The sequence below is a fragment of the Ruegeria sp. YTSA135 genome, assembly GCF_059610165.1.
Genome location: NZ_JBXWNC010000002.1, coordinates 322194 through 339532, shown reverse-complemented (window position 1 = coordinate 339532; position 17339 = coordinate 322194). Strand labels below are relative to the sequence as shown.

Genomic DNA, 17339 nt, shown 5'->3' with positions numbered 1-17339 from the left:
GATGAGGATATCCCGACGTGCGGTTTTGCTGCAGGGCACTGCGCTTGCTGTATCTGTTCCGTTTCTGAACCAGATGGCCCTGGCCGAGCCTGAAACCGAGGATGTGGTCGGGTTCGTTGGTGAGGACATCGTTCAGCTCACCGTCATTGATACGTTGTTTGAAATCTCGCCTGTGATTCCGGTAACCCAGCGGGATGATCGCGCGTGGTACCCCGATCCGACGGATAGTTTTGGATCGCTCGGGCAGCTCAACGGTGTTGAAGGGTATTTCTCGGGTTTTGCAAATACTTCGCTGCCGCAGAGGTTCACAGAATGGCCGAGGGTCATCAGCGACACCCGGCGTTCTGGGTTCCAGATGACCACAGGAGCGTTTCAAAAGCATATCCCTGTTGACCAGCCCGACCAATGGCGCGTCACTATTGATGGAAGTCCGGCGAATGTCGTGTCGGTCCATCGCAAATCTGTTCCGATCCGCACAAGAGCAGTTGCGAAACGCAAGTGGGAAAGTACCAAGCGGCACAATCTGACCCTGACGCTGGATCGTGCAATCCCGGAGGGCGCCTTGGTTGTGCTTGAGGGGCCATCGGTGCCAGCGGTCAGGCAGCGTAAGTTGCCCGAACTTTTCAACGAAGCGCTGCATGTGTGTCACGCAGGTTATCCGCTGAATGGTCCTAAGAAAGCTTACATCGGGGCATGGTGGGGGCATAACAACGTTGGTCAACCGGGCAGCACCGATGCATTATTGTCCCGGGATACCACTTGGGCAGTCGTTTCAACCGCAGACGGCGCGGCGGTTCGCACCGGCAGCCTGACCCTTGCCAAACCCGCGTCCGAGCCGCATCGGAACGATCAGAATTTCAACGGCTGCGACATATACGAGGCGGATTTTTCGGACCTAGATCAGGACGGAGAATTCATCCTTCAGGTCGACGGTTTCGGTCGGTCGTTTCCGTTCAGGGTCTCAGCCGCGCCCTATGTGGAAACACTGCGACTTGCAGCGCGTTGGTATTTTCATCAAAGGTCGGGCTGCGAGATCGCCGAACCCTTCGGCGAAGGCCGGACCCGTCCGCGCAACGGCCACCCCGAGGATGGCCTGACCGTCTGGCAAACCGAAATTCGCTTGGGCAACACCGGTGAAGGGTATAGCAAGGCCGGGGCAAGTGGGCTTTTGTCTGAACAGCCCGTGGGCGTCACTGGTTTCGACAATGTTCCTGTATCGGCACGCGCACAGGACAATCCCGATGCCTGGGGTGGATGGCATGACGCCGGGGACTGGGATCGGCGCATTCAACACATGGATGTCGTCTATCACATGGCCAATATCATCGAGGCTTTCGACTATACCCGCGCGCTACACCTGAACCTGCCCGAAAGTGGCAAGGCGTTCGCTCATCCTGATGTAAAGGCACGCAAGGACGCGACTGATCGCGGCGACGGGATGACTGTTTTGCCTGACCTTATTCATGAGGCGCTATGGGGCATCTCATTATGGCGCAGAACCCAGGGAAAAGACGGGGCGATTATCGGTGGCGTGGAGTATTCAAACCCGGGGATTTTCGGATCGGTGTCATGGAACCCCGTGCAACTGACCTATGCCTACGCCTCCGAGGACTGGGCCGCATACAATTTCGCGCTGAGCGCGGCAAAGCTGGGTCATGTCATCAAACAGGTTTGCGGTGATCCCGCACTGGGCGACGCCTTGATACAAGAGGCTACGCGCGCCTGGCACTGGGCAGAACAGGATTTTCTCTCCGACACTGCCGAACCGCGCGACCCCGAGGCGGTCGAAGTCATCAATCGGTCACGCGTGGCCTCGGCCGCAGTTGTATATCGGGCCAGCGGCGATACAGCGGCCCGCGATGTGTTCGAAGCGCACAACCCCTTTGTACCACGGGCCGAGTCCCCGGCGGAGGGGGTCAAAAGGGGAATATACTCCCACGCTTACCTCGAATACGTGCTGGCGGCGCGGGATGGTAAGCTGGCAGATCCCGAGATTGTTGACGCAATCGAAGGTTGGATCAGGTATCGCGCCAGACGCTCGGAACGCATGGGGGCTGATTTCGGCCTGCACAATACCGGCACCTATCCTTGGGGGCGGGGTTGGCTGCGGTTTGGTCCGGGATCCAACTGGCGGGCCGGAGAAATCGCGATGTTCTTCTCGATGAGCAAACAGTTGACACAGGAAATGTCGGATGCCGTGACCGAAGGGATGTGGTTCGGCCTGGGTTGCAATCCGTCGAACACCAGTTTTGTGCAGGGGTTGGGACACCGGGACTTCGCCGACCCGCTGATGACAGATGAAAACGGTAAACCTCCGATACCCGGGCAGATCAGCTTTGGCGTCGCAGGTGGCAAGCTGCACAAATGGGAACAGCGCAAGACGTCAGACGCGATTTACCCACCCGATCAAGACGACTGGCCGATTTATGCGCAGATATTTGAAAGCCAAAGCATCGCGATCTGCTCTGAACATGGGGTAAAGTCCAACGCGTTGGAATGGCTGGTAGCCTGTGCCATGGTTAACGCGGGAAGTCCTGAACCGTCTCAGTGACATTTTTCATCGCAGACCTTGCTGCCCTGACAGGGTTGAACGGGCCAAAAATCGCTCTTTATCATATAGGCAGCAGCAACCCTTTCGCGCCCCAGCGGTCTTGGATAAGACGGTTGCAGCGCCGTCAGAGCCTAGTCTGACTCAGTTAACCAGGAGCGCATTCATGAAGTATCGTCGTCCGGTGTTTGCAGCTCTTCTCTGTGCGCTGCCCTTTGCGGCTCAGGCTCAATCCACGCAAGATGCGCCGGGGCTCATGATCGAGCTGAACGCAGTTGAGACTGTCGAAGGTGCCTGTCGGCTGACTTTTCTGGTCGAAAACGAAACTGAAACGGCGATTGATACGGCCAATTACCAGGTGGTGATCTTCGATGTGTCGGGTGTGTTTGAACGCCTGACCCTTTTTGGGTTCAGGGATCTCCCGGCGCAGCGTCCACGCGTGCGCCAGTTCGATGTGCGCGGCCTGTCCTGTGAAAACCTCGGGCGCGTTCTGATAAATGGGTTAAGCGGCTGTACCGTCGAAGGCGCAGAAAGCGATATCTGCGACGAAACACCGACCCTGAACAGCCGTACAGAAGTGGAGCTTTTGGGATGAATATTCTTGACGCCCTGCGCGAAATCCTGACCCTTGGCGGGCCGGTGGTGGCAGTCCTGATCGCCATGTCCGTGGTGACGCTGGCCGTCACGTTTTACAAGCTTTGGCAGTTCGCCGCATCAGGTGTAGGGCGGCACCGGGTGCTATCGCAGGCGTTGCAGGCCTGGGATGCCGGGGACAAACAGACCGCCCGCGCGCGGCTGGCAGAAAGCCACAGCTATCTTGCGCCGCTCGTCGGTGTTGCGATGGATGCGCCCGACACGCCCGGTCTGGATCAGCGATTGGACGCAGAGGCGGGGCTGGCGCTGGCCGGGCTTGAACGCGGCTTTCGCCTGCTGGACACGGTGGCGCAACTGGCGCCCTTGCTGGGTTTGTTTGGAACCGTGTTGGGCATGATCGAAGCGTTCCGTAGCCTGCAAGCTGCGGGCTCCTCGATCGACCCCTCGCTGCTGGCGGGGGGTATCTGGGTGGCGCTGGTAACGACCGCTGTGGGGCTTGCCGTGGCAATGCCAACCTCGATGGTGTTGTCCTGGTTCGAAAGCCGCACCGCGCGCGAACGGGTTTTTGCCGATAAGGCGTTGCGCACCGTTCTGGTGCCGGGGCAAGCGATCCCGTTGACCGAAAACGCGCAGAGCATGGCGACCACGCCCGGACATGCGTAACATCGCGCCCTTTGTCAGACGGCCGCTGGCGATGACGCCGCTCATCGACGTGATCTTTCTGCTGTTGTTGTTCTTCATGCTGACCTCGACCTTTTCCAAGTATGGTGAGATTGAGTTGAGCAACGCGACAGCCGGTGGCGCGACGTCTGACGTGCCTCAGGACCGAGCGTTTGTTCAGTTGGGGGCTGACAGGCTGGTTCTGAACGGTGCGCCGGTAACACTGGACGACCTGACGGCGCAGGTGACAACAGGTCAGGTTTTGATCGACCTTGATCCCGACACGACGGCACAGCGGCTGGTGGACGTGCTGGTTCTGCTGCGCGGGCGTGAAGGTCTGAGTGTGTTGGTGCTGGAATGATCCGCTATAGCCGCCCCCGCCGCAAACGCGACTCGACTATTGCGCTGATCAATGTCGTGTTTCTGATGCTGATCTTTTTCTTGATCGCGGGTACGGTGGCCACACCATTGGACCCTGACCTGAGTCTTGTCGATACATCCGAACTCGAGGGGCGCGAGCCACCAGACGCGCTGGTGCTGCATCGGGATGGGCGACTCAGCTTTCGGGGCATGCCAGTAGACCCCGAAGCCTACATGGCTGAGCGCGACCCCGGCCCGGTGCGTATCGTTCCTGATCGTGACGCATCGGGTGCCCGGCTGATGGAGGTGACAGGCGCGCTGCGCCGACTTGGAGCAACGTCGGTGTTTGTTGTCACTGAAAAGGCACTGGAATGATCCGGGGGTCCGTGATCGTTGCGGGCTTTGCTGCTCTGCTGTCGTTGTTGCTGCACCTGATGGGGCTAAGTCTGACCGCGCCCAGATTGGCAGACCAGCCAACCGCCAGCGGTGCGCCAGATAAGGTTGAGCTTGGAAACAGCTTTGAGGATCTGGTCGACGCTGTTGCGGAGCCGGTTGAACCGCAACCGGCGGAAGCACCCGAACCGCCTGTCGACGAACCGCCCGAACCCGCGCCCGAACCCGCTGAGATTCCGACCAGCGAGGTTCACGTGGCCTCGGACAATCCACAGCGCACATTTGCGCCGGATACAGGTACCTCAGAGGTATTGCAGCCTGTCGCACCCGAGCCGGTCGAGGCTGACGCTCCCGAATCCGAAGATACTACCGACGGTGACCAGAGCGCCAGTGACGACGCGGACGAAACACCATCTGAGACCGCAGAAGCTGTTGAACCACCCGAGGGCAACCCCGAAGTTACCGAGCCGGTCAATGAGCTTCCTGTCGCATCCCAACCTGCCGAGACCGAGCAGCTTGCCGCCCTGCCGGACTCGACCGACGAAACTGTGCCATCGGTCGTTCCCGTTGTTCCATTGGAAAGCGAGACGGACGAGGCTGAAATTGCCGCAACGCCGGTCGAGCCAGTGCCAGAGGCATCTGAGAACACGGAAAATTCAGAGCTGGCCGTAACCTCTTCGATCCGCCCGCCGCGTTCGGATCGACCTTCGCAGCCTGACCGACAGGGAACATTGAACGGAGCCCGCGATTTTAGTGCCCTTCGGTTCCCGTCCCGTGAAATTGAATCGCCTCTGACCACCTACAGGCGCCGGGGTGTCGATACATTCACCTCGGGCGATAGCGGAACCCGGTCCGGAGGGCGCGGACCCGGAAACTCGGACAGAACCAACTATGCCGGGCGGGTTCTGGTCCACCTGAACCGCGCGCCGATCGTGTACACGGCAGCGCGCGGGTTTGCGAAAGTGTTCTTCGAAATCAATCCGGACGGAACCCTTGCCTGGGTTGATGTCGTAGACAGCAACGGGACACCGGATGTCGAGCGCGCCGCCAAGGCGCAGGTCCGTGCGGCCTCACCCTTTCCCAAACCACCCGGAGGCGTGAGCCGCAAGCTGTCCTTTGTATACTCAAGCAACTAATCGGACACGCCGGTCTCAACATGATTCGACATAGCTTCCGCCTTTGGTCGGGGCGGTTCCTTCCTCGCGTAGATGTGTTTTTTTTCAACGAAAACGAGAGCAGCGAGCCAAATGCTATTGTTTTGCAAATTTAAAGACCAATGACCGTTTTTCTGCATTCAACTTCTTGTTAAAAGATTGTGAAATCCTTCAAGTAATTGAAAATAAACAATTAAGAGAATTTCTCGTCTTAGGCCGTATGCAAAGGTGCAACGCAAGTTTCGCGCCGAGACGTTCAACAATTCCCGTGCGGTTGCCTGGCCGTCGAGTTTGTTCGATTAGGCAGTCCGTCACGCTCTGTGGCGACTCCTCTCAAAGTAAATGGAACTACCATGAAAAAGATTCTCATTGCATCGACCGCTCTGATGGCGACCGCAAGCGTTGCAGCGGCTGAATCAGGCGTCAACTTTAGCGGCTATGCCCGTTTTGGTCTTGGCTACGTCGAAGACCGTACCGGCACCGTTGACAACTTCGTCACATCTGGCGGCGTGATCACGACAACAACTGAAGCCACTGTGGATACCGACAACACCGCCCTGATATCGCGGTTCCGCCTGAGCATTGATGGCTACACCGAGACGGACAGTGGCATTCGCTTTGAAGCCCGTGTTCGCCTGCAAGCCGACGACACTCCTTCGACCGGCGAACAGCAAAAGGCTGGTCTGAACGGAGCTCGCTTCTCAGTCATCTACGGTGGTCTGCGCGTTGACGCAGGTAACGTTGCTGGTTCGTTCGACAACTTGGACGACTATTTCGGCACCGAAATCGGCCTGGAAGACTTCCTGGGGCAGTATTCGGGCGTGAACTATAGCTTCCTCGAGTACACCTCGACCGGCTCTGGCGCGAACGCTGTATTTGTCAAATATAGCGTCGGTGATTTGTCCGTATACGGATCGTATGACCAAAATACGATTGCTGTTAACGGCGGAAAAGACAGTGCAGACCGTTGGGATGTCGGTGCGAGCTACACTTTTAACGACATCATTACTGCATCGTTGCTCTACGGTGAAACCGACCTCGCAACTGGCGGTGATGAGAGCCTGGCCCTCTTCACCCTGGGTGTAGATATGGGAGATTTCTACGGCACACTGTTCTTGGCCGATGATGATGTTGAAAACGACGACGAAGACGGCACTGCGTACGGTTTCTCGGTTGCCTATAACGTAGGTGCTGCGACCACGCTGGAACTGGCATACGGTGACGGTTCGGCTGATGATGACCAGCGTTTCATCGGTGCCGGCGCAATCTATGATCTGGGTGGCGGCGCGTCTCTGCGCGGCGGTGTCGGCGAGATCAAAGATGGCGATGAGGACGGTATTATCCGTGCCGACTTGGGTGTCCGGTTCAACTTTTAAGTTGACCTAAGCTGATTATGTAAAAGGGCGGGTTTTCGAACCCGCCCTTTTTTCCGCCTATTTCTTTTCAAAAAACAAGATAACCTCGCCCAGACGGACGCCGAAGCGCGAGACATAGGCGCGGTTCAGCAGACGATCATCCGTCAGCAGCCACATCCAATCGTCGAAGTTCACGCGCATCGTTCCGTCTTTGACCGGTAGGTCGATCTTATATTTCCAATTGAACGTATCGCCACGCTCGATCCCGCTGGCGGTGCCCAGAACGCCGGGTGCAGTACCGGTCCAGGTGTCTTCGCCGGTTTTGGTAAGTGTCCATATGCGTTGTTCGGTGGCGCCATCATCATAGACGAAATCCTCGACCAAGGTCAGGGCTTCGCCATCCCACGTTCCGTCAATGTCGACAGTAAAGCGGCGGGGTACATTGCCCAGAACATCCTGAAACTGACCGTAGGCAACAGTCTTTCCCTCAAAGAACTCTTCAAGGTTCAGTTGCCGGTCGGACAGAAATGTCTTGGGGACGCGCGGTTTCGCGGAACAGGCGGCCAAAGCCGCGAGCCCCGCTATGGCAAAACCCAGGATCAGAACGCGGCGAGCAATCATTGAACGACCCTCGACTCTGCCGCCGCGTCATATCCATTGCCGCCGCTGACATGTGCGGTTTTGGTATCCGGTGCCGGACGCATTGTAGCAACCAGTTCAGCAACCTTGAGGCCAAACTTGCGCATTTCCGAACGGTTCATGATCACGCCATTTTCAGTCAGATACATCCAATCGGTGACATCAAGCGTGTGCCCGCCCGCGTCCTGCGGCAGGATGATGCGATAGGTTAGCTTGACGGTCGAACCCGATATGGTTCCTTTGCCTTCGCCCACGATATCATCTGCCGTAGCGGTAAACGTGTTGCCGGTCCCAAGCGTCAGATGCCATTTCCGTGTCATTTTCTTGCCGTTAGAGTAGGTGAAATACTCGGCCAGTGTACCGGTGTTTCCGTTCCATTCCCCGACCATGCGGGCGACGAAACTGTTCGACATCTTGCCGTTGGGTCCATAGATCAACCCTTCGGACAATATTTCGCCGTTCAGAACCTCTTTGATTCTGAATTCAGGCCCGGTGCCGGAATAATCGGAGGGTGATTGCGATCTGAAGCTCAGGAAACGGTTCTTGACGACTAGAAGAACGAGGATTGCGAGCAAGAAAACAACAAGCGTATTCATTTGGCTGTAACCTCCGTGGGCAACGTCAGGACCAACCCGAACGCGCCAAGTTTCAGTATGCAGGGTAGTACGGCATACGCGATGGTGAGTGTCCGCAAGGCTTCGGCGGAATTCGCCTGCCCCGGCGTGAAACCGCTGCGCTCCAGCAGCGGCAAGGTGAAAAAAGCAGCAAGCGCAAGGCCCAGCTTGCCTGCAAATGACCAGATGCCAAACGCGGCCGAGGCGTTCAGCCCCGCACGCGTCAGCACGACCGAAAACATGGCGGGCAGCACCACCATATCCGCCCCAAGCGCCGCACCTGAGGCGAGGCAGATCAGGGCAAAGCCTGTCAGGTTCCCCGACGACAACATGGCAGCGCCGACAAAACCAGCGATCGATAGGGGCATGGCAATCATCAATGTTTGTTTCGCGCCAATTCGGTTGCTGAGTTTAGCCCAGAGCGGCACGGTCGCCCCAGCGCTTAGGAAAAACAGGATCAACAGCGGTCCGGCTTTACCAGACAGTTGCAGGCGGTCTTCCACAAAGAACAGAAACAGAGTTGATGTGATGGCAACTGGCAGGCTGTTGATCAACGCCAGAAACAAAAGGCGTAGGGCGCCCGCTTGACCAAGCCCTGAAACTGACAAACCTTCACCCGTGATCGGTGCGCGACGCCACATTGGAAGCGTCATGATCAGGGTAAAGATCGCCAGTACTCCCAGAAACAGACCAAACGCTGGATAGCCCTGTGCGCTGGCGCCGAATGCCACGAACAAGGCTGGGGCGCTAGCCGCGAGGACAACTCCGGTCAATTGTCCGCCTTCGCGCCAGGCGGCCAGTGTCATAAGTTCCTTCGGGTCAGTGCGTTTTGCCAAGGTTGCGCTTCGGCCATACAATAATATGGTGCCAACGCTGTAGGCCGAGAACAAAAGGATCAAAACAGACACTAATGCAGCGATACTTGCCCCCTCGGGTAAACCAAACAGCAAGGGAAAACCCAGCGCCAGCCCGAATGCAGCGACAGCAGCAAACAGGGCTTGCGCGCGGGGCCAACGGTCGATGGCCCAACCGATCAGCGGATCCTGCACCAGATCGACCAGTCGGATTACCAGCAGCACGGTACCGATCACAGCCAATCCGATGCCCAGATTGACGGCGGCAAATCGCGGCAAATGGATATACAACGGAATACCTGCTGCCGCCAACATCAGGGCGTATAGGCTGACTCGGGGGTAAAGCATCACTGGCCTTTCAATTGCCGGGTGAAGCTGGCTGATCTTGTGTCATTGCCAAGGAAGATGGACATGAAGGCCCGCTTGGCCCCCGGGTAGGACAGGGTGCAGGTTTTTTGGCCGTTGCGCCAAAATCCAACCTGGTTCGCACCTTCCGAGATTGCGACGTAATTATCGCCCCGGCTGACGCCTTGGAAACACTGCTCCAATTGACCTGCGGTGGGCACAGGGTTGCCCTGACGCGCCATCTCATCCAGTGTCGACTCGACCAGGGCTTTTTGTTTCAGGTTCTTGCGGTAGGTCAACTGTATGCCAAAGTCTTCATTCCAGCTAAACGCGTCGCCCGCGGGCGTGAAAAGCTTGGCGTCGTAAACAGGTACACCCAAAAATCGAAATGTCGCACTGCCCTTGAGCTGCGCGTCAGAAAGCGTCTGATTGATAGGAGACGCAGCAAGCCCTCCCGGAGCCAGTATCACCAAGGAAACCAGCACCGCACGGCAAGCGTCAGGTATCAGCCTAAGCAGGAATGACCGGGTCTTTTTCAAGCGTACCATTGTCAGCTCCGAGTGTTTGCGGGTTGCCATTCAGACGCTCAACAACATGCATCGCGCTGGCAATCCCATCTTCGTGAAAGCCGTGCCGATTGTAGGCGCCGGCAAACCAAGTTCGATTCTGTCCCTGCATCTCGCGGATTTGCCCCTGGGCTTTCAGGGCGGCTTTATCGAATACCGGATGGGCAAATTCGACCTTGTCATAGATTTTATCCGCGGGAATTTCCGATGACGCGTTCAGCGTCACGAACAGCGGATCGCTGTCCGGAATGTTCTGTAGCCGGTTCATCCAATATGTCACACCGACATTTCCGGCTTGTGACCGATAGGTCCAGCTTGACCAGCAGGCGCGCCGCCGTGGCATCTGGCCCGGGTCACAGTGCAAAATCGCGGTGTTGGGCTGATAACGGATAGACCCTAATGCAGCCTTTTCTGCATCCGTTGCGGCCTCACCTAGAATAGACAGCGATTGATCGGAGTGCGTGGCTAGAATGATCTCATCGAACAAATCAGCTTGTCCCTGGCTGTGTACCGTCACTCCGGTATCGTCCCGGTGGATGCGATCAACCGGGCAGGCCAGGCGTATTTCACTGCCGCGCGCCCGCAAAGCAGCATCAATCCGGCGGACGTATTCGATACTTCCGCCTTTGACCGTGTACCACTGATGCTGATTGGCCCGTCCGCTCGCCAACAGGGCATGATTGCGAAAGAACTGCACCAAAGAGCGGGCTGGGAACTGGTCGACAAACTCTACCGGGGTGGACCAGATGGCGCCGCACATTGGCATCAGGTAATTGTGGCGAAACCAATATCCAAGGCGAAGCTGATCGACCAACTCTCCGATCGTGGTGTCATCATCCTTGGCGGCCTCGGGGGCTTCTTTTCCGAACCGTACAATGTCCGCAATCATCTTGTAATAGGCCGGTCGCGCGAGGTTGCGTTTCTGCGCCGTCAGGGTGCGCAGGTTGTTCAGACCGTACTCGATGCGGCCATCGTCGATCGTGGCCCCGAAACTCATTTCAGATTTGATGACCGGCACGTTCAGTTCGTCAAACAGACGTGTCAGGTAAGGATATGTGGCATAGTTGAAGACAATAAAGCCGGTATCGACAGGCTGATCCCCGTTCTTGCCAGCAAGCACAGTGCGCGCGTGTCCGCCAAGCCGCGGCTCGGCCTCGAACACGGTCACATCGTTGTTTTCTGAAAGATAGTAAGCAGCCGACAGACCGGAGATACCTGCACCTACTACTGCGATTTTCTTGCGTACGCCTCGGGTTTCGTCGAACATGCCATCCTCTATATGCGACATTTTACAATAAGATACGCATCGTATGCGCGGATGGATCAATCGTATTGAATGTTTTCTCGGTGGGCTGAAGCGCTGATGCCTGGGATGTGATCCATCCGTTTTGCCCAATCGTAGAACCTGCATGACAACAAACACGGATGAGGTATGAGTAGTTTCAGCGGGAAAACCTATTGGATTATTGGCGCCAGCGAAGGGTTGGGCCACGCGCTGGCTGAGACGTTAAGCCGTCAGGGCGCGCGGCTGATCCTGTCTGCCCGAAATGCAGACCGCCTGACTGAAATCTGCGATACGCTGCCCAATGCGCAATCCGTACCGTTTGACGTCACCGATCTGGACGCCGTGCGCCGCGCTGCGGTCGAGGTCGATGAGGTGGACGGGCTGGTCTATAACGCGGGCGCTTATGAGCCGATGCGCACGGCCGATTGGGATACCGAGGCGGTATTGTCGATGACGGACGTGAACTATACTGGCGCGTTGCGGGTCCTGGGTGAAACAGTGCCGGGATTTGTGCGCTCGGGCCGGGGGGATATCACCTTGATCGGATCGCTTTCAGGATATCGTGGGTTGCCCGGAGCCGTGGGGTATGCGGCCAGCAAAGCAGCCCTGATTTCTCTGGCAGAGACGATGCGGTTCGATCTTGCCGGGACAGGCGTAACCGTGCGGATCGTCAATCCGGGTTTCATCAAGACCCGACTGACCGAGAAGAACGATTTCAAGATGCCGATGCTGATGACGCCCGAAGATGCTGCCGAACGGGTGGCCAAGGCTATGTCGCGGCGCCGCTTTCGCACGGACTTTCCAGCGCCGTTTTCCTGGGGAATTCGCTTGCTGGATTACTTGCCGGATCTTTTGGTTTATCGGGGGAAATAGACGCTAACCAAACTGCCCCTGACAGAACCAGCCTGCCGACATGGTGCCGCCATGGCCGTAGAACAGCCACAGCCGCTCCCCCTGTTCCGTCACCACCACCCAGTAATCCCGGACCCCGCTGCGCCAATTGGGGTCGTCCAGCCACCATTCCGGTGCGATCCGCTCTGGGCCGCTGGCCTGCGCCAGTTGCCAATCACGCCCACGCCAGCGAAAGGCGCTGGGCACTGTCGGGGTTTCCGGGGCCATGACCGGTTCGGGCTGCCACATCAGCAAGGGTCGCGGGCGGGGCGACGGGGGCCAGTCGTGTGCCGGTTCCGACCATGCAGCCGCCAGCGTCTGCGCGGTTTTTTCGGGAATATGAGAGGCCACGGGATGGTGTCGTGTGATCGCCTCTAACCCAACCCGAGCGCCCAGCTTGCCGATGAGGTCATCGACGGCTGTATTGCCTTCCAATCGCTCGCGGGCCACGCGGCGGGCCTCGGCATGGCCTGCCATAGTACGGGCGTGGATAGGCTCGGACTGGATCGCCTCAAGCCGCAGCATGTCGATACCATAGCCCGCATCGATCTTGTCGATTTTCATCTCTAACAAAGGGCGAATACGGTGTTTGTCATAGGTTGGACGGGCCAGACCGACCTCGACAATCTCAGCCGCCTGATCGGCGCGATGCGCCTCCAGCCGTAATGTCCGCACGCCGCGCCCCTTTTCTTCCAGCTTGGTGCAGAGCGTCGGCAGCATCCGGTCGATGGCGGCCATCACGTCCTCGATCAGGCCGATCGGATTGGGCAGCGTCATCCGCACCGCAAAGTGATGCGGGGACCGCGCGGGCGAGACAGGCTCGGGCGCGCTGCCCATGGCCTGATCCAGCCGCAGGACCAGCCCGCGCCCGAAGCGGCGGGCCAACGACGCGCGCGGCTGACCCAGCAGATCGCCAATCCGGCGCAGCCCCAAGCGGTTCAACTGCGCGACCACCTGATCCTCAAGCCGCAGCGCCGCGATGGGCAGGGGGCTGAGCGCGCCATAGGACTGCCCCGGCGCGGCAATCCGCGCGCCGCCGCCCAGGGCCATCACCTGCGGCGCAGTCCCGCCCTTGGTCCAGTGCCGCCGCTTGCCCGCCCGGGCGCGGGTGGCGCGTGCCTCTTGGCTGATGGCGTCGCCGTTGCGGTCGGATGTGGCCTCTTGCCCGGCATAGCGCGCCAAAGCCCAGGCCGCGCCCAGCGTGTCGGCGATGCCCATCTGCACACTCAGGCCCATATCGGCGCAGTCGACCTCAAGAACGTTCAGCAGCGCCTCTTCCCCGCCAAACAGATGCGCGCAGCCCGACAGGTCGACGATCAGGCCATCGGGGGATTCTTCGGCGACCCACGGGCTGAACTTGCCCGCCCAGCGGCGCAGCGCGGTCAGAAATGCAGCCTCGGCCGGGGTGTTGCGGGGGCGTGTCACAAGGTTTGCGCACATGGCATGGGCATCGCGCACGGGCTGGCCAACGCGCAAACCGGCGGACTGGGCTTCGGCGTTCAGTGACGTGATAACCTGCATATTCGATTGTTCCGCCACCACAGCCAAAGGCCCATCCTGCAGCCCCCGCGCAGCGCGGATCAGCCGTTCAGCCCCCAAACGGGGAAACCACAGGGATAATATTCGGCGTTTTGGCATCGGGCAGACATCAAAATGTTCTTACTTTGTTCTAAATGAGAATCATGCCCTGAGTCGAGTCCGCACTTACCCGCAGGTCAGCCGCTGAATGATCCCGGAGCCGTTCACGTAGATGTTCAGCCGGTCGATGCGATAGTCCTGCGTGGCCAAGTCATCGGGGCCCAGCACGCGGGTCCGTTCCGGCAGGTTGGCCTGAATGGTCGAGACCGGCTGGCCAACGGAATCGGCCAATGCTTCCCCTTTGCAGAAGGCCAGGTCCACCGGGGCGGCTTCAGGCTCAGTAGGGCCGGGCTCGGGCAGGTCGGTTTCAGCGCAGGCGGCAAGGACAATCAGGATCGGGATGAACCGGTGCATTGGCGCTCCTCTTTTCGGCAATGTCGTTTCTGAAATATCAAAAGCTTACAGAGCCTGCCATGAAAGCGCAGTTGAAAACACCCTGTATTTGACGCAGGGTCGGGTCAAACAAGACAGGGAGATAAGCACCATGCGTACCCGTGCCGCCGTTGCCGTTCAGGCTGGCAAACCTTTGGAAGTGATGGACGTAAACCTAGAAGGCCCCAAGGCGGGCGAGGTTCTGGTTGAGATAAAAGCGACCGGTATTTGCCACACCGATGAGTTCACCCTGTCAGGTGCAGATCCAGAAGGCTTGTTTCCTGCCATTCTGGGCCACGAAGGTGCGGGCGTTGTGCTTGAGGTCGGCGCTGGCGTGACCAGCCTGAAACCGGGCGATCACGTCATCCCGCTCTACACGCCCGAATGTCGTGAGTGTGAGTACTGCCTGCATCCCAAGACAAACCTGTGTCAGGCGATCCGTGAAACCCAGGGCAAGGGCCTGATGCCCGACGGCACCTCGCGGTTTTCGACGCTGGATGGGGATCCAATCCTGCACTACATGGGCTGCTCGACCTTCTCGAACCACACGGTTCTGCCAGAAATTGCGCTTGCCAAGGTGCGTGAAGACGCGCCGTTCGACAAGATTTGCTATATCGGCTGCGGTGTAACCACCGGCATCGGCGCTGTGATCAACACTGCCAAGGTGGAAATCGGCAGCCGGGCCATCGTGTTCGGTCTGGGCGGCATTGGCCTGAACGTGATCCAGGGCCTGCGTCTGGCCGGGGCAGATCAGATCGTTGGTGTCGACCTGAACCCGTCGAAGGTCAATATGGCGACCGCGTTTGGCATGACCGATTTCGTGAACCCCAAAGAGGTCGAGGGCGGTCTGGTTCCCTATCTGGTCAATCTGACCAAGGGCGGGGCGGATTATACATTCGACGCCACCGGCAATGTCGGTGTGATGCGCGACGCGCTGGAATCGGCGCATAAGGGCTGGGGTGAGTCGATCATCATCGGTGTGGCGCCTGCAGGCGCCGAGATTTCGACCCGTCCGTTCCAGTTGGTGACTGGCCGCTCATGGCGCGGCACCGCGTTCGGCGGTGCCCGTGGCCGGACCGATGTGCCCAAGATCGTCGACTGGTACATGGAGGGAAAGATCGAGATTGACCCGATGATCACCCACACCATGGGGCTGGACGACATCAACCACGGGTTCGATCTGATGCACCGGGGTGAAAGCATCCGGTCGGTTGTTGTGTATTAACAACCCTAAATTGACAGGGCGGGCTTTGACCCGCCCTTTTTGGTTCTTATCTTCAGGTCATTGTAAATTTCTGAATTGAGGGATTAATTTGACAAACAGGACAACGGAACGCTTGGCTGTTCTGATTGACGCCGAGAATGTCCCGGCGAAGCATGTTGCCGAGATATTTGAAGAAGTCGCCACCTTGGGTGAGGCCAGCCTGCGCCGAATCTATGGTGACTTTTCGGGCGGCACCCCGCAAGGCTGGAGCGCCGAGAAACTGGCGGAATACGCCATCGTCCCTCACCAGCAATTCGCCAACACCACAGGCAAAAATGCCGGAGACATTGCCTTGGTGATCGACGCAATGGACATTTTGCATTCTGGCCGCTTCGACGGGTTCGTTCTGGTGTCATCGGATAGCGATTTCACCCGGCTGGCCAGTCGCATCCGCGAACAGGGGTTGAGCGTTTTCGGGATTGGTGAGCGCAAGACGCCCAAAGCTTTCGTCGCGGCTTGCAACCGGTTTATCTACATCGAGAATATCAAAAAAGAAGAAGCGCAGACCAGCGGTGCTGAAGGGAAAGCAAAGAAGCCCTCAGTCAAACAGGATCTGAACCACGCCTATCAGCTGATCCGGAATGTCGTGCTCAAATCTGAAGACCCGGACGGTTGGACCGGACTCAGCGGGGTTGGTAGCCAACTCGGCATGAACTACCCGGATTTCGACACGCGCACCTACGGATTCAAGCGCTTAAGTGACCTGGTACGCGCAACCGGGAAGTTCGAAGAATCCAGCGAAAACGGGGGCCTAAAGATCAGACCAAAGGACAGGTAGGGGCTTACGTATTGCGGCCGCGCTAAGACTCCGGCCGAGCTGATGCCCCGGTATCCGACCGCGGTGACCGCACGCGCAAGACCGGCGTATTCGCTGACGTGTTCGCCCGGCTTTCACGCCAGACGACAAACACCCCAGATGCGATGATGATGCTTGCCCCCACGGCGACCCAGCCGTCCGGGCGTTCGCCAAAAAAGGTCATACCGAATAGCGTTGCCCAGATGATCTGGCTGTACTGGCTGGGGGCGATAACCCCGGCAGGTGCCGCCCGGTAGGCCAGAATGATCAGGTGTTGCGCGATAACCGAGAAGATTCCAACCAATGCCATCATCGCCAGATGTAGCAGAGACGGAGGTTGATAAACGGCGGGTTGTGCAAGACTCATGACTGCGATCGCCAACAGCATCGGATACAGGATCAACACGGCCGAGCGTTCCTCGTTCCCGATTTTTCGCACCAGAACGGATGCAGATGCGCTACAGAACGCAGCCGTCAACGCCGCAAGGTGGCCCAGTGTGATTTCGGTTGCACCGGGGCGCAGGACGATCAGGACACCGATCATACCGACGCCGACGGCCGCCCAGCGTTGGCCGCGAACGACCTCACCCAAAACCGGAATCGACAGGACGGTCACGATAAGCGGGAAGGAGAACAGCAGCGAGTATACCTCGGCCAGCGGAAGCACTGAAAACGCATAGAATGCGCAGACCATGGACGTCACCATCAAGCCTGAGCGCAGCATAACCAGCCACGGGTGGTGCGGCAGGAAGTTGCCTGTTGTCCGGTCGGTCAGGATCGTCACAGCCATCGGCACAAAGGAAAAGAGCGTGGCGAAAAAGATGATCTGCATCACCGAATACGTGCCACCCAACACCTTGATCAGGGCATCATGGCTGGCAAAGACAGCAAAACCCAAAAACGCATAGCCAAGGCCGCGAAGGGTGGTGTTTTGAGTGCTCATCGCTGCGGCCTCAAGTGATGTATCGGCGTTACCGTCGCAGCGCGGGTGATGTTCCGGCTGTCGTGTCT

The 17339-nt window shown here is 58.4% G+C and carries 18 protein-coding genes; 10 read left to right on the top strand and 8 right to left on the bottom strand.

The window, feature by feature from the left end:
• Position 1 precedes the first annotated feature (1 nt).
• The 7 genes from AC2FIT_RS04700 (at position 2) to AC2FIT_RS04670 (ending at position 7085) form a co-directional block, all read left to right on the top strand.
• Positions 2 to 2551: a glycoside hydrolase family 9 protein gene (locus tag AC2FIT_RS04700; RefSeq protein ID WP_496827110.1), complete on the top strand. Its 2550-nt coding sequence runs from the start codon at positions 2 to 4 to the stop codon at positions 2549 to 2551.
• Between the two features lie 163 nt (positions 2552 to 2714).
• Positions 2715 to 3143 (top strand): hypothetical protein, encoded by a 429-nt coding sequence (locus AC2FIT_RS04695; RefSeq protein ID WP_496827108.1) that lies wholly within the window; start codon positions 2715 to 2717, stop codon positions 3141 to 3143.
• A complete protein-coding gene (locus AC2FIT_RS04690; RefSeq protein ID WP_496827106.1) occupies positions 3140 to 3805 on the top strand; it encodes a MotA/TolQ/ExbB proton channel family protein in 666 nt (221 codons plus the stop codon). Before AC2FIT_RS04695 ends, AC2FIT_RS04690 begins: the two co-directional genes overlap by 4 nt.
• Entirely contained in the window at positions 3798 to 4163 is a 366-nt protein-coding gene (locus tag AC2FIT_RS04685) for an ExbD/TolR family protein (RefSeq protein WP_224891179.1), read from the top strand. Before AC2FIT_RS04690 ends, AC2FIT_RS04685 begins: the two co-directional genes overlap by 8 nt.
• Positions 4160 to 4537 (top strand): ExbD/TolR family protein, encoded by a 378-nt coding sequence (locus tag AC2FIT_RS04680; RefSeq protein ID WP_496827103.1) that lies wholly within the window; start codon positions 4160 to 4162, stop codon positions 4535 to 4537. The genes AC2FIT_RS04685 and AC2FIT_RS04680 overlap by 4 nt, the downstream gene beginning before the upstream one ends.
• Positions 4534 to 5691, top strand: coding sequence for an energy transducer TonB family protein (locus AC2FIT_RS04675; protein ID WP_496827101.1), 1158 nt, complete (start codon positions 4534 to 4536; stop codon positions 5689 to 5691). The genes AC2FIT_RS04680 and AC2FIT_RS04675 overlap by 4 nt, the downstream gene beginning before the upstream one ends.
• 371 nt (positions 5692 to 6062) lie before the next feature.
• Positions 6063 to 7085, top strand: a complete 1023-nt coding sequence (locus tag AC2FIT_RS04670) for a porin (RefSeq protein ID WP_496827099.1) — start codon at positions 6063 to 6065, stop codon at positions 7083 to 7085.
• Positions 7086 to 7142: 57 nt separating this feature from the next.
• Here AC2FIT_RS04670 and AC2FIT_RS04665 read toward each other — a convergent pair whose 3' ends face one another.
• From AC2FIT_RS04665 to AC2FIT_RS04645, 5 genes are read right to left on the bottom strand one after another with little or no spacing between them, the layout of a single operon-like run.
• Positions 7143 to 7685, bottom strand: a complete 543-nt coding sequence (locus tag AC2FIT_RS04665) for a DUF3833 domain-containing protein (protein ID WP_496827097.1) — start codon at positions 7683 to 7685, stop codon at positions 7143 to 7145.
• Entirely contained in the window at positions 7682 to 8299 is a 618-nt protein-coding gene (locus AC2FIT_RS04660) for a DUF3833 domain-containing protein (protein ID WP_496827095.1), read from the bottom strand. The genes AC2FIT_RS04665 and AC2FIT_RS04660 overlap by 4 nt, the downstream gene beginning before the upstream one ends.
• A complete protein-coding gene (locus AC2FIT_RS04655; RefSeq protein ID WP_496827093.1) occupies positions 8296 to 9519 on the bottom strand; it encodes an MFS transporter in 1224 nt (407 codons plus the stop codon). The genes AC2FIT_RS04660 and AC2FIT_RS04655 overlap by 4 nt, the downstream gene beginning before the upstream one ends.
• Positions 9519 to 10064 carry a hypothetical protein gene (locus tag AC2FIT_RS04650; protein WP_496827091.1) on the bottom strand — a complete coding sequence of 182 codons (546 nt, stop codon included), beginning with the start codon at positions 10062 to 10064 and terminating at the stop codon, positions 9519 to 9521. The genes AC2FIT_RS04655 and AC2FIT_RS04650 overlap by 1 nt, the downstream gene beginning before the upstream one ends.
• Positions 10027 to 11349, bottom strand: coding sequence for an NAD(P)/FAD-dependent oxidoreductase (locus tag AC2FIT_RS04645; protein ID WP_496827089.1), 1323 nt, complete (start codon positions 11347 to 11349; stop codon positions 10027 to 10029). The genes AC2FIT_RS04650 and AC2FIT_RS04645 overlap by 38 nt, the downstream gene beginning before the upstream one ends.
• A 165-nt stretch (positions 11350 to 11514) precedes the next feature.
• Between AC2FIT_RS04645 and AC2FIT_RS04640 the strand changes: the two genes are divergently transcribed.
• The gene (locus AC2FIT_RS04640; RefSeq protein ID WP_496827087.1) at positions 11515 to 12240 is read left to right on the top strand and encodes an SDR family NAD(P)-dependent oxidoreductase; all 726 of its coding nucleotides are present in this window, start codon (positions 11515 to 11517) and stop codon (positions 12238 to 12240) included.
• A gap of 3 nt (positions 12241 to 12243) precedes the next feature.
• Here AC2FIT_RS04640 and AC2FIT_RS04635 read toward each other — a convergent pair whose 3' ends face one another.
• Both AC2FIT_RS04635 and AC2FIT_RS04630 read right to left on the bottom strand, forming a co-directional pair.
• Positions 12244 to 13896, bottom strand: a complete 1653-nt coding sequence (locus AC2FIT_RS04635) for a DUF6504 family protein (RefSeq protein WP_496827085.1) — start codon at positions 13894 to 13896, stop codon at positions 12244 to 12246.
• 66 nt (positions 13897 to 13962) lie between these two features.
• A complete protein-coding gene (locus tag AC2FIT_RS04630; RefSeq protein WP_496827083.1) occupies positions 13963 to 14250 on the bottom strand; it encodes an I78 family peptidase inhibitor in 288 nt (95 codons plus the stop codon).
• 130 nt (positions 14251 to 14380) lie between these two features.
• Between AC2FIT_RS04630 and AC2FIT_RS04625 the strand changes: the two genes are divergently transcribed.
• On the top strand, positions 14381 to 15493 hold the full coding sequence (locus AC2FIT_RS04625) for an S-(hydroxymethyl)glutathione dehydrogenase/class III alcohol dehydrogenase (RefSeq protein ID WP_496827081.1): 1113 nt from the start codon (positions 14381 to 14383) through the stop codon (positions 15491 to 15493).
• Between the two features lie 112 nt (positions 15494 to 15605).
• Positions 15606 to 16310 (top strand): NYN domain-containing protein, encoded by a 705-nt coding sequence (locus AC2FIT_RS04620; protein WP_496827079.1) that lies wholly within the window; start codon positions 15606 to 15608, stop codon positions 16308 to 16310.
• Positions 16311 to 16332: 22 nt separating this feature from the next.
• Here the strand turns inward: AC2FIT_RS04620 and AC2FIT_RS04615 are convergent, their stop codons facing one another.
• A complete protein-coding gene (locus AC2FIT_RS04615; RefSeq protein WP_496827077.1) occupies positions 16333 to 17271 on the bottom strand; it encodes a DMT family transporter in 939 nt (312 codons plus the stop codon).
• Positions 17272 to 17339 lie beyond the last annotated feature (68 nt).